The organism is Microbacterium saccharophilum (genome assembly GCF_007992455.1).
Lineage (GTDB): Bacteria > Actinomycetota > Actinomycetes > Actinomycetales > Microbacteriaceae > Microbacterium > Microbacterium saccharophilum.
Map to the genome: position 1 here is coordinate 62,372 of NZ_BKAH01000009.1, position 12,772 is coordinate 75,143.

General features: G+C 69.0%; 12 protein-coding genes. 4 read left to right on the forward strand and 8 right to left on the reverse strand.

The features are described from left to right. Positions 1 to 19: 19 nt before the first annotated feature. The 3 genes from MSA03_RS10220 to MSA03_RS10230 are packed head-to-tail and all read right to left on the reverse strand — an operon-like array spanning position 20 to position 3,939. Positions 20 to 1,891: a helicase HerA-like domain-containing protein gene (locus MSA03_RS10220; RefSeq protein WP_147050909.1), complete on the reverse strand. Its 1,872-nt coding sequence runs from the start codon at positions 1,889 to 1,891 to the stop codon at positions 20 to 22. Between the two features lie 5 nt (positions 1,892 to 1,896). After that, positions 1,897 to 2,586 (reverse strand): phosphatase PAP2 family protein, encoded by a 690-nt coding sequence (locus MSA03_RS10225; protein WP_147050910.1) that lies wholly within the window; start codon positions 2,584 to 2,586, stop codon positions 1,897 to 1,899. A 21-nt stretch (positions 2,587 to 2,607) separates the two neighbouring features. Next, positions 2,608 to 3,939: a multidrug effflux MFS transporter gene (locus MSA03_RS10230; protein ID WP_174799875.1), complete on the reverse strand. Its 1,332-nt coding sequence runs from the start codon at positions 3,937 to 3,939 to the stop codon at positions 2,608 to 2,610. A 212-nt stretch (positions 3,940 to 4,151) separates the two neighbouring features. Between MSA03_RS10230 and MSA03_RS10235 the strand changes: the two genes are divergently transcribed. Together MSA03_RS10235 and MSA03_RS10240 are read left to right on the forward strand one after the other, a co-directional pair. Further along, complete coding sequence (locus MSA03_RS10235) at positions 4,152 to 4,856, forward strand: thioredoxin-like domain-containing protein (protein WP_147050912.1); 705 nt, start codon at positions 4,152 to 4,154, stop codon at positions 4,854 to 4,856. Continuing rightward, on the forward strand, positions 4,853 to 5,545 hold the full coding sequence (locus MSA03_RS10240; RefSeq protein WP_147050913.1) for a DUF305 domain-containing protein: 693 nt from the start codon (positions 4,853 to 4,855) through the stop codon (positions 5,543 to 5,545). Before MSA03_RS10235 ends, MSA03_RS10240 begins: the two co-directional genes overlap by 4 nt. Before the next feature lie 96 nt (positions 5,546 to 5,641). On the opposite strand, the gene MSA03_RS10245 is transcribed toward MSA03_RS10240, so the two are convergent. From MSA03_RS10245 to MSA03_RS10255, 3 genes are all read right to left on the reverse strand, one after another. Next, entirely contained in the window at positions 5,642 to 6,613 is a 972-nt protein-coding gene (locus MSA03_RS10245) for a carbohydrate ABC transporter permease (RefSeq protein ID WP_147050914.1), read from the reverse strand. Then, positions 6,610 to 7,965: a carbohydrate ABC transporter permease gene (locus MSA03_RS10250; protein ID WP_081782628.1), complete on the reverse strand. Its 1,356-nt coding sequence runs from the start codon at positions 7,963 to 7,965 to the stop codon at positions 6,610 to 6,612. The genes MSA03_RS10245 and MSA03_RS10250 overlap by 4 nt, the downstream gene beginning before the upstream one ends. A 117-nt stretch (positions 7,966 to 8,082) precedes the next feature. Then, positions 8,083 to 9,390 (reverse strand): ABC transporter substrate-binding protein, encoded by a 1,308-nt coding sequence (locus MSA03_RS10255; RefSeq protein ID WP_244946399.1) that lies wholly within the window; start codon positions 9,388 to 9,390, stop codon positions 8,083 to 8,085. 282 nt (positions 9,391 to 9,672) lie between these two features. On the opposite strand from MSA03_RS10255, the gene MSA03_RS10260 reads away from it, so the two are divergent. Continuing rightward, positions 9,673 to 10,710, forward strand: coding sequence for a LacI family DNA-binding transcriptional regulator (locus tag MSA03_RS10260; RefSeq protein ID WP_147050916.1), 1,038 nt, complete (start codon positions 9,673 to 9,675; stop codon positions 10,708 to 10,710). Between the two features lie 63 nt (positions 10,711 to 10,773). Here MSA03_RS10260 and rplL read toward each other — a convergent pair whose 3' ends face one another. Beyond that, positions 10,774 to 11,154, reverse strand: coding sequence for a 50S ribosomal protein L7/L12 (gene rplL, locus MSA03_RS10265; RefSeq protein WP_028494853.1), 381 nt, complete (start codon positions 11,152 to 11,154; stop codon positions 10,774 to 10,776). Between the two features lie 47 nt (positions 11,155 to 11,201). After that, the gene (gene rplJ, locus MSA03_RS10270; protein WP_147050917.1) at positions 11,202 to 11,690 is read right to left on the reverse strand and encodes a 50S ribosomal protein L10; all 489 of its coding nucleotides are present in this window, start codon (positions 11,688 to 11,690) and stop codon (positions 11,202 to 11,204) included. A gap of 310 nt (positions 11,691 to 12,000) precedes the next feature. On the opposite strand from rplJ, the gene MSA03_RS10275 reads away from it, so the two are divergent. Further along, entirely contained in the window at positions 12,001 to 12,675 is a 675-nt protein-coding gene (locus tag MSA03_RS10275; protein WP_147050918.1) for a YqaJ viral recombinase family protein, read from the forward strand. The last annotated feature ends 97 nt before the right edge of the window (positions 12,676 to 12,772 follow it).

Here is a 12,772-nt window from a genome sequence, read left to right on the forward strand (position 1 = left end):
TCGATCGTACGCTGGCCGGTCAGCGCCGGCCGGTGCCGAAGACGCCGCGGATGACGCTCGTGAGGATCGTCTGCGTCGCCTTGGAGCCGAGGATCTGGTCGATGGGCGACTTCTCCGTGCGACGCGTCGTCCGGGTGGTTCGCGACGTGCCGCCGGCGGCCTTGAGGAGCCGGTCGTACTCCTTCTGCCGCTCTTTCGCCTCGCGGTCGAGCTGCTTCTGGATAGCCGCCTGCTGCGTGGCGAACTCGGCATCCGCCTTCGCCTTCTCCAGTGCCGCCTGCTCGGCGGCGGCCGCCTGCTCCGCCGCGTGCATCTTCGCCGTGAGGATCTCGCGGGCGGACTCCCGGTCGATCGGCGTCCCGTACTTCGCCAGCAGCGGCGAGGCCTTGACGGCGCGCTCGATGTCGGGGTCGGGGGTCGGCGACATGAGTCCCTGCGGCGCGCGCAGCCTCGTCCAGGCGACGGGTGTCGGGGCGCCCTTCTCGCTCATGACGGTGACGATGGCCTCGCCGGTGCCGAGCTCCTGCAGCGTGCGCTCGAGGTCGTAGCCGGACTTCGGGTAGGTGCCGACGGTCGCGCGCAGCGCCTTCGCGTCGTCGGGGGTGAAGGCGCGGAGCGCGTGCTGGACACGCGAGCCGAGCTGCCCGAGCACGTCGGAGGGGACGTCCTTCGGCGTCTGGGTCACGAAGAAGACGCCGACGCCCTTGGACCGGATGAGGCGGACGGTCTGCACGATCGCGGACAGGAAGTCCTTCGACGCGTCCGTGAACAGCAGGTGCGCCTCGTCGAAGAAGAACACGAGCTTGGGCTTGTCGGCATCCCCCACCTCGGGGAGGATCTCGAACAGTTCGGCCAGCAGGTACATGAGGAACGTCGAGAAGAGGGCGGGCTTGTCGGCGACCCCGGGGACCTCCAGCAACGAGATGATGCCGCGCCCGTCGGCCGCGGTGCGGAGGAAGTCGCGCACGTCGAACTCCGGCTCGCCGAAGAAGACGTCCGCGCCGTCGTCGGCGAAGGTGATGAGCTCGCGCAGGATGACGCCGGCCGTCGCCGATGACAGCCCCCCGAGGTCCTTCAGCTCGGGCTTGCCCTCGTCGCTCGTGAGGTAGCTCAGAACGGCGCGGAGGTCGGCGAGGTCGACGAGCGCCAGGCCGTTCTCATCGGCGTAGTGGAACACGAGGCCGAGGCTCGACTCCTGCGTCTCGTTGAGGCCCAGCACCTTGCTCAGCAGCAGTGGGCCGAACCCGGAGACGGTGGCGCGGACGGGCACGCCCTTGCCGATGCCGCCGAGGGCGAAGTACTCCGTCGCCGTGGCCTCCGGCTTCCAGTCCTGCCCGAGGGCCGCGGTGCGCGCCAGCAGCTTGTCGTTGGCGGTTCCCGGGGTCGCGACGCCCGACAGGTCGCCCTTGATGTCGGCGGCGAACACGGGGACGCCCTTCGCTGCGAGCTGCTCGGCGAGGCCCTGCAGCGTGCGGGTCTTGCCGGTGCCGGTGGCGCCGGCGACGAGGCCGTGCCGGTTCATCATGGCCAGGGGGATGCGGATCTGCGCCGTCGGGTCGGGATCACCGTTGACCAGCGCGCCGAGGTCGAGCGTCTCGGCCTCGAACGTGTAGCCCTTCACGATCGCCGCGACCTGCTCCGCATCGAGCGGGCCGGTCTCCCCGGTCACGCCCGCGGCCGGGGCGTGCGCCGCCGCAGGCTCGGACGCGGCCGGCTCCGCCAGGGCACCGGCAGCTGCTCGCGCCGCCTCCGCCTCCGCGGCGGCCAGTGCGGCGCGTGCCTGGGCGGCCTTCAGCTGGGCCTCGGCGGCTTCCGCCTCGGCGCGCAGGCGCGCGAGCTCGGCGGCGGCGACAGCCGGATCGGACGCGGCGGAGGCTGCGGAGTCGGTCATGCCGCTCAGCCTAGCGACGCGCCCCGTTCGCGCTGCAGGAACATCGAGGTCCGTGCCGCGGCGCGCTCACGCTCCTGGAGGATCGGGATCGTGAAGGCGGCGGCGACCACGAGTGCGGCGCCGGCGCCGAGGATCGCGCCGCCGACGGTGTCGCTGAACCAGTGGGCGTGCACCTGCGTCCGGCTGAAGCCCATCAGCAGCGTCCAGACGAGACCGGCGACGAAGACCCACACGCGCGGGAAGATGATCACGAGCAGGACCGCCATCGTCGCCGCGTTCGCCGTGTGGCCGGACGGGAACGAGCCGTGATCGGAGATCACGAGCATGTCCTCCGGTCGCGCCCGGCCGAAGGCGCTCTTGAGCACCTGCACGAGGCCGGCGCTCAGGGCGGTCGCGACGAGGAACATCAGCGCGCTCCACGGCCGGCGTGCGAGGACGAGCGCGACGGCGACCGCGAGCGGCACGGCGTAGGTGGCGAACCACCCGCCGCCGAGGAAGTTCATGAGCAGCGAGAACGGCCGGATGCCCTGGTAGAACGTGCCCACCAGGGTGTTCCACCATCCGTCGATGTCGAGGATGTCGGTGCCGAGCGCGATGAGGATGCCGAAGAGGAATCCCACGACGAGAAGCGCGAGACCTCCGACGAGCCAGCGCAGGCCATGGGTGATCTCGAGATCGGTCGTCCGCGTCGTCATCGACCCATCATGCACGACGCACTACGGAGCGAGGCGCTCGACTGTCCGGGGACGCACGATGAGCCACAGCGACAGCACGCCGATGACCGCGCAGCCGACCATGACGGATGCCATCGTCGTCGCGGTGATGGCGGAGTCCTTCGCGATCCAGCCGACGAGCGGGGTGATGAGGCCCGCCACGCCGAAGTTCGTCGCGCCGATGATGGATGCCGCGGTGCCGGCGGCCTTGCCGTGCCTGTCCAGGGCGAGCACCTGCACGCACGGGAACGTGAAGCCGCACGCGGTCATGAAGACGAAGAGCGGGATCATGGTCCCCCAGACCCCGAGGTCCAGCTGATCCGTGACGATGATGGCGGATGCCGCGAGGACGAGCACGGCGGTCGAGACCGACAGCACCCACTGCGGCCCGAACCGGGCCGCAAGACGTGACGCGCTCTGCACGCCGATCACGACGCCGACGGAGTTCGCGGCGAACAGCAGGCCGTACTGCTGCGCGTCGAAGCCGTAGCTCTCCTGGAAGAGGAACGACGACGCGGAGAGGTAGGAGAAGAGACCGGAGAAGCTCATCCCGCCGATGATGAGGACGCCGATGAAGACGCGGTCCCGGAAGACGCTGCGGTACCGCTCGAGGACGGTCGTCGATCCCGCCTCGTGCCGGCGCGCCTTCGGCAGCGTCTCCGGCACGAACAGGACGGCGGAGATCAGCATGACGGCGCCGTACAGCGCGAGCACCACGAAGATGCCGCGCCACGGCATCACGGCCAGCAGCGCCGAACCGATGAGCGGGGCGACCACCGGGGCGACGCCGGACACGAGGGCGAGCCGGCTCAGCATGACCACGAGGCGGCGACCGCCGAACAGGTCACGGACGATCGCCATGGCGACGACGCCGCCGGCGGCGGCTCCCATGCCCATCGCGACGCGCGCGACGCTCAGCAGCTCCAGGCTGGGGGCGAGCGCGGCACCCGCGCTCGCGAGGACGTGCAGCGCCGTCACGGCGAGGAGCGGGATGCGGCGGCCGACCTTGTCGCTGAGCGGGCCGACGATGAGCTGGCCCAGGGCGAACCCGATCATCGTGCCGGTGAGGGTCAGCTGGATCGCCGCGGCGGAGGTCCGGAAGTCCTCCTGCAAGACGGGGAACGCGGGCAGGTAGAGGTCGACCGTGAACGGACCGAGGGCCGTCAGAGCGCCGAGCAGGATGATGTACAGCACCCGTCGCCGGGTCGACAGCGCGTCGCCGGGGTGCAGGACGACGGGCGCGGTCGCGGGGTCGCTCCCGAGCGTGCGGATGGCGCCGGTGGGCGAGGGCTTCTGTCCCGGCGTCGGGAGGCGGATCGTATCGGTGTCGCGCACGGCGTGGCCATTTCCGGTGGGGCCGCCGGACACCCGACGAGCTGAAGAAGAGGGTCGAAACGATTCGACCGACCTATGTTACCGGAGCCATCGGGACCCACGAGCGCCAGCGCCCGCCGATTCCACGTTCCCAGCCCTCACACACATGCTGTTGCATAGACTCGTGGTGCCCGCACCTGCCGGTCGGGCGCCCCTAGCCGAGATCGCAGCAGATGACCCCGACTTCGAAGCGCACCAGCGGAAACCCCGCGACGCAGGCGCAGATCAGCACGACCGTCAAGCAGCAGCGCGAGCATCAGAAGCAGCAGAAGCTCGCGGAGTATCAGCGCCAGCTCGCCAAGCGCCGCCGCAGCAAGCTGACCTGGTGGGTCGTCGGCACCGCCGCCGCCGTCGTCGTCATCGCGCTCGTCGTGGCCTCCTATGTCCTCACCCCGCGTCCGGTCTCGCTCGATCGCGGAGACGGCGACGGCTCGTCGATCACCGGTGTGGAGACGTACTCGCACACCGCGAACCACGTCGACGGCGACGTCGACTACGAGCAGACCCCGCCCGCCGGCGGCGACCACAACGCGATGTGGTTGAACTGCGGCGTCTACGCGCAGCCGGTGCCGGACATCAACGCGGTCCATTCGCTCGAACACGGCGCCGTGTGGGTCACGTACGACCCGGCCGTCGTCGGCGAGGCGGAGGTCGAGGCCCTCAAGGCTCAGCTTCCCTCGACCTACACGATCCTCTCGCCATACGAGGGGATGGACTCCCCCATCGCCCTGAGCGCCTGGAATGCGCAGCTCACGGTGACAGATCCCTCCGACGAGCGCATCGGCGAGTTCCTCGCCGCCTACTGGCGCAACGTCAACGGCCCGGAGCCCGGCGCGGCCTGCACCGGCGCGCTGGACGCGCCCGGAAAGCAGTCGTGACCGACGCACTCGCGACCGACGACCAGCGGCCTGTCCGCGTTCTGCCGCCATGGTGGGCGGTGCTCCTGGTCGCCCTCGGCATCGCCGGCGTCGCCTTCGCGATCGGCCGGTTCTCGACGTTCGACGCCGCCCCCGTCACGCCGGGCACCGACTCGGCGGAGGCGGGGTTCGCCCGCGACATGCAGGTCCATCACGCCCAGGCCATCGACATGGCCATGACGATCTACCGCAAGACCGCGGATGAAGACATCCGCGCCCTCTCCTACGACATCGCGACCGGCCAGTCGGCGCAGCGGGGCGAGATGTTCGACTGGCTCGTGCAGTGGGGGCTCCCCCAGGCGGGCGGCCCGACGATGGCGTGGATGTCGGCTTCCGACGGCGGGCACGGCCACGGCGCCGGCGCTGGTGCCGGCGACGAGCTCGACGAAGACGGGGCGCGTGAGGCGATGGGCATGGCGACGGAGGTCGAGCTCACCGAGCTCGCGCAGGCGGGCGGCACCGAAGCGGACTGTCTCTTCCTGGGCCTGCTGATCCGGCACCACGAGGGCGCCATCCCGATGGCCGACGCCGTGCTGGAGCTCGGTTCCGAGCCGCGCACGCTCGCGGTGGCGGAGGCGATGAAGAACGCGCAGCAGTTCGAGATCGACGCGATGACGTCGATGCAGCAGCGCCTGTCCTGCAGCGCCTGACCACCCCCGGGACGCCGCTGCACGCACGGAAGCGGCGGCGCAGCGCACTCCCCATCGCGCGCCGCACCGCCGCTGACCCGAGCGGAACTTCTGAGATCAGCCCTTCGTCGCGCCGGCGAGGAGGCCTCGCACGAAGAACCGCTGCAGCGCGAAGAACACGATGAGCGGCACGAGGATCGACAGGAACGTGCCCGCGGACTGCAGGAACCACTGGTTGCCCCACGTCCCCGACAGGGATGCCAGGGATTGGGTCATGGGCAGCGACGAGGATGGTGCGAAGATCGTTGCCACGAGCAGGTCGTTCCACACCCAGATGAACTGCAGCACCGCGAACGACGCGAGCGCGGGGGCAGCGAGCGGCAGAATCATCCGGAAGAAGATCTGTCCGTGTCCGGCGCCGTCCACGCGTGCCGCCTCGATCACCTCGGACGGGATCTCCGCGATGAAGTTGTGCAGCAGGAACACCGCGAGCGGGATCGAGAAGATCGTGTGCGCGATCCAGATCGTGGCGAAGCTCTGGTCCACATCACGCAGTTCGAGGCCCGGGAAGATCGACACCCCGTTGATCGTCAGGCCACGGGAGAAGAGACTCAGCAGCGGCACGAGCGCCATCTGCAGCGGGACGATCTGCAGCGCGAACACTCCGACGAACAGGAGGCTCTTGCCCTTGAAATCGATCCAGGCGAACGCATAGGCCAGGAGGGATGCAACGGCCAGCGCGAAGAACACGACCGGAATCGTGATCGCCAGCGAGTTGAGGAAGGACTGCCCGAGGGTCAGCGTCGTCCCGCCGGAGGTGAGGGCGAGCCGGTAGTTCTCGAAGGTGAACTCCGGGTCGACGAACACCGTCCACCAGCCGGTGGACTGCGTGTCGGCGCCGGGCCGGAACGAGGTGACGAGCAGCCCCAGCGTCGGGATCGTCCATAGGAAGGCGATCGCGATGGCCGCGATCGTGGCGCCCTTGGACGTCAGGCGCTTCTGCGCCATCTTCTCGTGCTTGCGCGTCTCCCGCGCGACCTGCCGAGCGGTGCGCGCATCGGCGACCGGTTCGATGACCCCGACGCTCATCGGATCTCCCTCTGCTTGCGGATCTGGATCACGTTGAAGACGATCAGCGGGATCACGAAGATGAACAGCACGACGGCGAGCGCGGCGGAGTGGCCGTAGCTCTGGAAGCGCTGCTGCTGGTTGACCATCTCGAACGCCAGCACCGTGGTGTCCGAGCGGCCGCCCGTCATGACGGCGACGATGTCGTAGACCTTCAGCGCGCCGATGGCGACGGTGGTGACCACGACGACGATCGAGGAGCGGATGCCCGGGACCGTGACGTTGCGGAAACGCTCCCACGCGTTCGCGCCGTCGAGCGAGGCCGCCTCGTTCTGCTCCGTCGGCACCGCCTTGACGGCAGCGGAGAGGATGACCATCGCGAGACCGGTCTGGCTCCAGATGAACACCACGAGCAACAGGAACGTGTTGACGAGGGGCTGCGCGGCGAGCCACGACACCGGCTCACCCCCGAACGCCGTGACGATGGCGTTCAGGAGACCGACCTGCTGCTCCTGCCGGTAGTCGTAGATGAACTTCCAGATGATGCCGGCACCGACGAACGAGATCGCGAACGGCATGAAGATGAGCACCTTGAGGATCTTCTCGCCGCGTGCCCGGTCGATGAAGACCGCGTAGGCGAGTCCGATGACGGTCGCCACGAGCGGCGCCACGATCACCCAGATGATCGAGTTGATGACCGACCAGAACCCCTGCGGGTTCGTGAACGCCCAGACGTAGTTCTCGAGCCCGACGAACTCCTTGCCGGTCTTGTCGAAGAACGACTGGACGACGGTCGCGATCGCGGGGTAGATGAGCCCGATGAGCAGCAGGATGGCGGCCGGCGCACCGAAGAGGATGAGCTGGAACAGATAGCCGGCCCCCTGGCGGGAACGGTAGTCGGCGTAGAACAGTGCGCCGCCGAGGATGATCGCGATCGCGAGGACGTAGATCACCGCGTTCTGGTACGGGCGGAGGAGCATGAACGCGATCACCGGGAGGAGGAAGCACGCCGCGAGCCGGAGCCAGAAGTAGAACCGGCCGGGCCTGGGCGCGTACTCGATCAGCAGCAGGAGCAGTCCGACCACGGCGCCGAAGACGAGGAGGACGAGGGGGATCTGGACGAGGGGTCCCATCCCGCCGAGCCATTGGAAGAAGGAGTTCAGCGAGAAGCCGAGCGAGGTCGGCCGCGCGCCCTCGACGGGTTCGCGCGTGACCATGAAGAGGAAGAGCGCCACCACGAGGATGAGGGCGATCGCGACGACGAGTGTCGTCCGGCGTTGCCTGCGCGCCAGACGGGCGTGCGCGCCGGCCGCGTCGGCGTCAGCGGTGACGGCGGCCTCCGCCGGGCCGGGCGCCTGAATTGTTCCAGTCATGAGTGCCTTCCGAGTTCTTCACTGGACTCCGGGAGGGCCGCGCCGTGAGAGCGCTGCCCGGGGGTGCGACGGGGCCGCTCGCTGTCGCGAGCGGCCCCGTGCATGTGCCTGCCGACCTCAGTTCTCGTAGCCGGCCTGGATGTCGCTGAGCACCGTGGCGGTGTCCTTGCCGTCGATCCAGTCGACCATGCCGCGCCAGAACGAACCGGAGCCGACGGTGGCCGGCATCAGGTCGGACGCGTCGAAGCGGACGGTCGTGTTCGGGTCCTGCAGGAGCTTCATGGCCTCCTGAAGGAACTCGCTGCTCGCGAGGCTCGGGTCGGCGTTCAGGTTCGCGGAGATGTTGCCACCGAGACCCACGCGGGTGTCCGCCCACTCAGCCGTCGACATGTACTCGAGCACCTTGACGGTGGCCGCGTCGTCGGAGAACGCCGTGACGAACTCGCCGCCGACCTCGATGGTCGCCGCGTCCGCCTCGAAGCCCGGGAGCACGAAGGCGTAGACGTCGCCGTCCGGAGCGACGACCGGCGTCTCACCGGCTGCCGTCTGCACGTCGAGGAAGTTCGCCGACAGGAACGACGCCTGGTGGGTGAGCGGGCAGCTGCCGTCCGCGACCTTGGCCGCGACGCCGCCGAAGGCGGTGGAGTTGATGCTCGCGACGTCGCCGAATCCGGCGTTGACCCACTCCGGGTTCAGGAGGATCTCGCCCACGGCGTCGAATGCGTCGGCGATCTCGGGGTCGGTGAACTTCACGTCACCGGCCACCCACTGGTCGTAGACCTCAGGGCCGGACTGACGCAGGACGAGGTCCTCGATCCAGTCGGTCCCCGGCCAGCCGGACGCCGCCTCGGACTCGAAGCCGGCGCACCAGGGCGCCTTGCCGGTCTTCTCCTGGATGGTCGCGGTGAGTGCGAGCATCTCGTCCCACGTCGTGGGAACCTCGACGCCCCATTCCTCGAACGACGCCGGCGAGTACCAGACGTAGCCCTTGATGTTGGCGAGCATCGGCGCCGTGTAGAAGACGTCGTCGAACGTGCCGTACGCCTTCCAGTCGGGGGACCAGTTCTCGTCGACGTTCTTCTCGACGCCCTCCGGGGCCGGCTTGACCTCGCCGGTGTCCACGAGGGTCTTCAGCAGACCCGGCTGCGGGACGATGGCGATGTCGGGGGCGTCGCCACCCTGCACCTTCGTGACGATGTTGCCCTCGAACGCCTTGTCACCGGTGTACTCGACGATGATGCCGGTGTCCTCGGTGAACGCGTCGAAGGACTTCTGCATGTTCTCGGCTTCGATGCCGGTGATGCCGCCGGAGATGCGGACGGTCTCGCCTTCGAGCGAGGCGCCGTCTGCGGGTTCGTCACCGCCTTCGGCGCAGCCGGCGAGAGCGATGGTCGTCACGGCTGCGACGCTCAGCGCCGTCAGCATGTGCCGCCGCCGAGGCGATCGGATTGAAGTCATTTGTTTCCTCCTCAGTGCTGCGGAAGGGGCGGACGCCCATCCTCCGCGTCAAAACGTAGGGAACCGTTTCCATGCTCACGCTAGGGGATCGGCGGACGCGGCACAATTCTCGGATCATCACAACTCGGTAAATGCCGCCACGAGGGTGGCGAAGACGGCGCCTACGCGCCACAATATCCCTGGAACCGGTTCCACAAATGCGACTCCCCGTCGCCGCGGACCGGGTCCCGGAACAGCCGAGGAGGACCGATGGCGGGAATCGCCGATGTCGCACGCGCTGCGGGCGTGTCGAAGGCGACCGCCAGCCGCGCCCTGACCGGTGCCGGGTACGTCTCGGAGGCGACGCGCACCCGCGTGCAGCACGCCGCGAAGGAGCTCGGCTATGTGCCGACGACCAGCGCGGTGAGCCTTGTGACCGGCCGCACCCAGACGATCGGCGTCGTCGTGCCGAACCTCGACCGGTGGTTCTTCGCGCAGGTGCTCGGCGGCGTGCAGGAGGCTCTCCTGGAACGCCGGTACGACCTGGCGCTGTACAGCGCCCCGCCGGAGTCCGACGCGCGGCGCGAGATGTTCACCCACTTCCTGGCCCGCAAGCGCTTCGACGGCGTCATCGCGGTCGGCATCGAACCCACGGCCCATGAGCTCGAGCGACTCGTCGATTTCGGGAAGCCCGTCGTGAGCGTCGGCGGCTACGACGCCGGCACGAGCGCCGTGTCGATCGACGACCACGCCGCCGCGCGGATCGCGACCGAGCACCTCCTCGGTCTCGGCCACCGCGAGATCACGTTCCTGGGCGGCGACCCGGACGGCCGGCAGATGAGCTTCGGAGACGCGCGGAGGCTCGCGGGCTACTGGGCGGCGATGGAGGCGGCGGGTGCGCGGGGCGGTGGGCGCCACATCCCCTCCGAGGTCACGATGCCGGGCGGGTACGGCGCGGCCGTCGAGCTGCTGGGCGACCGCCTCACGCGGCCGACCGCGCTCGTCGCGGTGTGCGATGAGGTCGCTGTCGGAGCGATCATCGCCGCGCGACGGCTCGGCATCCGCGTACCGGAGCATCTGAGCGTCGTGGGCATCGACGACCACGAGTACGCCGACATGTTCTCCCTCACGACACTGCAGCAGAAGCCGGACCAGCAGGGACGCACCGCCGTCCGGCTCCTGATGGCACAGCTCGAGGACCCCGCGACGCCAGGCAGCCACACGTACGAGCCGTCGCCGCTGATCATGCGCAACTCGACCGCCGCGCTCGACGACGCCACATCGGCGATCGTCACCATCGGACGCTGAGGCGCCTCGGGGACGACGAAGGCCCCCGGGTGAACCCGGGGGCCTTCGTGATGTGGAGCGTGATTACTTGAGGGTAACCGTCGCGCCGGCCTCTTCGAGAGCGGCCTTGGCCTTCTCTGCGGCCTCCTTGTTGGCGCCCTCCAGGACGGCCTTGGGGGCACCGTCGACGACGGCCTTGGCCTCGCCGAGGCCCAGCGAGGTGAGCTCGCGGACCGTCTTGATGACCTGGATCTTCTTGTCGCCGGCAGCCTCGAGGATGACGTCGAAGGAGTCCTTCTCCTCAACCTCTTCGGCAGCGGCGCCGCCGCCGGCGCCGGCCACGGCGACCGGGGCCGCAGCGGTGACGTCGAACTTCTCCTCGAACGCCTTCACGAACTCGCTGAGCTCGACGAGGGTGAGGTCGGCGAACTGCTCGAGCAGCTCGTCAGTGGTGAGCTTCGCCATGATGTATCTCCTAGTTTGTGGTTTGTGGGTAATCAGCCGCCGGTCGCTTACGCGGCCTGAGCGGTCTCCAGCTTTTCGCGAAGCGCGTCGATGGTGGCCGCAGCCTTGCCCATCGTCGCCTTCATCATGCCCGCCGCCTTCGCAAGCAGAACCTCACGGCTCTCGAGCGAGGCGTACTTGTTGACCTCGTCGGCGGTGAGGGGGTTGCCCTCGAACACGCCGCCCTTGATCACCAGAAGCGGGTTTGCCTTGGCGAAATCACGCAGAGCCTTCGCGGTGGCGACGAAGTCGCCGTGCACGAACGCGACGGCCGACGGACCCGTGAGGTCCTCGTCCAGCGCCGTGATCCCCGCGTTGTTCGCGGCGATCTTGGTCAGCGTGTTCTTCACCACGGCGTACTGCGCGTCCTGACGGATGGTGTTGCGCAGCTGCTTGAGCTGGGCAACCGTCAGACCGCGGTACTCGGTCAGCAGAACGGCGTTCGAGTTCTCGAATGACTTCGTGAGCTCGGCAACCGATGCATCCTTCTGCGCCATGGTCACTCCTTATGTGTACGTGACGCTCCGCGATGGCGGGGCGCCGGCCGCAGACCTCTGAACAGCAAAAAAGCTCCGGCGCAAGCGCACGGAGCTGAATTCCGGAGAATCTTCCTGTACACCTGCGTGGGCCCCTGCGATGCAGAGCTTCGATCGTCATGCGCATGCGCGCACACCGATGACCGACGGTCTTTGGCTTACCGATCAGTGTACGCGACCCTCGCCCCCTCACCCAAATCGGCACGGCGGGCGGGCCGGCGCGGGCGTGGCAGGCCACCGGATGGCACACCCCGGGGTTAGCCTCGTGGTCATGACCCCGCAGCTCGCCGCGCGCATCGTCGCCGACTCGCGCGACCGGGTGGCCTGGATCCGCGCCCGCTCGCGCGGCATCACCGCGACCGACGTCGCACAGCTCACGAGCGCCCGCTCGATCCCCCGCGCCGCCCACGCCAAGCTGATGGGCTCGGGGTTCAGCGGCAACGCCTATACCGATCACGGGCGGCGGCGCGAGCCGGAGATCGCCGCATGGGTGGCGGCGACCCATGGCATCCAGCCGTCGTCGGCGCTGTTCCACGCCGAGGTCGAGAAGCGGCACCTCGCGACACCCGACGGCGTCGCCGTCGACGCCGCGGGCCGCGTGACCCTCGCCGAGATCAAGACGACGAACAAGACGTGGCGATCGATCCCCCGCACCTACCTCCGCCAGGTGTGGTGGCAGCAGCACGTCCTCGGCGCCGAGCGCACCCTCGTCGTCTGGGAGGAGCACGACGACTTCGTCCCCGTGGGCGACGAGCCGCGCTGCGCGTGGGTCGACCGCGACGAGAAGGAGATCGCGACTCTCGTCGGCCTCGCGACGGACCTCATCGATGAGCTCTACCGGCGCACGACACTGCAGCGCAGCGGGACGCAGCCGCCTTCCGTGGCGGCACCGGCGGGTCCCCCACGGCCGCGAGAGCCGTTCCGCGCACTCGCCCTCGCCGACTGAGCTCGCTCGCCTCGCCGTCGCTCCGGTGACGCTTCCGCAGGGATTGTTGACGCCTGTCAACCATTGACGTATAGTTGACACATATCAACATTTGACC

Coding starts and splice junctions, on each gene's coding strand:
- MSA03_RS10275 (WP_147050918.1), top strand. CDS start 12,001: ATGACCCCGCAGCTCGCCGCGCGCATCGTCGCCGACTCGCGCGACCGG.
- rplJ (WP_147050917.1), bottom strand. CDS start 11,690: ATGGCGCAGAAGGATGCATCGGTTGCCGAGCTCACGAAGTCATTCGAG.
- MSA03_RS10250 (WP_081782628.1), bottom strand. CDS start 7,965: ATGACTGGAACAATTCAGGCGCCCGGCCCGGCGGAGGCCGCCGTCACC.
- MSA03_RS10225 (WP_147050910.1), bottom strand. CDS start 2,586: ATGACGACGCGGACGACCGATCTCGAGATCACCCATGGCCTGCGCTGG.
- MSA03_RS10220 (WP_147050909.1), bottom strand. CDS start 1,891: ATGACCGACTCCGCAGCCTCCGCCGCGTCCGATCCGGCTGTCGCCGCC.
- MSA03_RS10245 (WP_147050914.1), bottom strand. CDS start 6,613: ATGAGCGTCGGGGTCATCGAACCGGTCGCCGATGCGCGCACCGCTCGG.
- MSA03_RS10235 (WP_147050912.1), top strand. CDS start 4,152: ATGACCCCGACTTCGAAGCGCACCAGCGGAAACCCCGCGACGCAGGCG.
- rplL (WP_028494853.1), bottom strand. CDS start 11,154: ATGGCGAAGCTCACCACTGACGAGCTGCTCGAGCAGTTCGCCGACCTC.
- MSA03_RS10255 (WP_244946399.1), bottom strand. CDS start 9,390: ATGCTGACGGCGCTGAGCGTCGCAGCCGTGACGACCATCGCTCTCGCC.
- MSA03_RS10260 (WP_147050916.1), top strand. CDS start 9,673: ATGGCGGGAATCGCCGATGTCGCACGCGCTGCGGGCGTGTCGAAGGCG.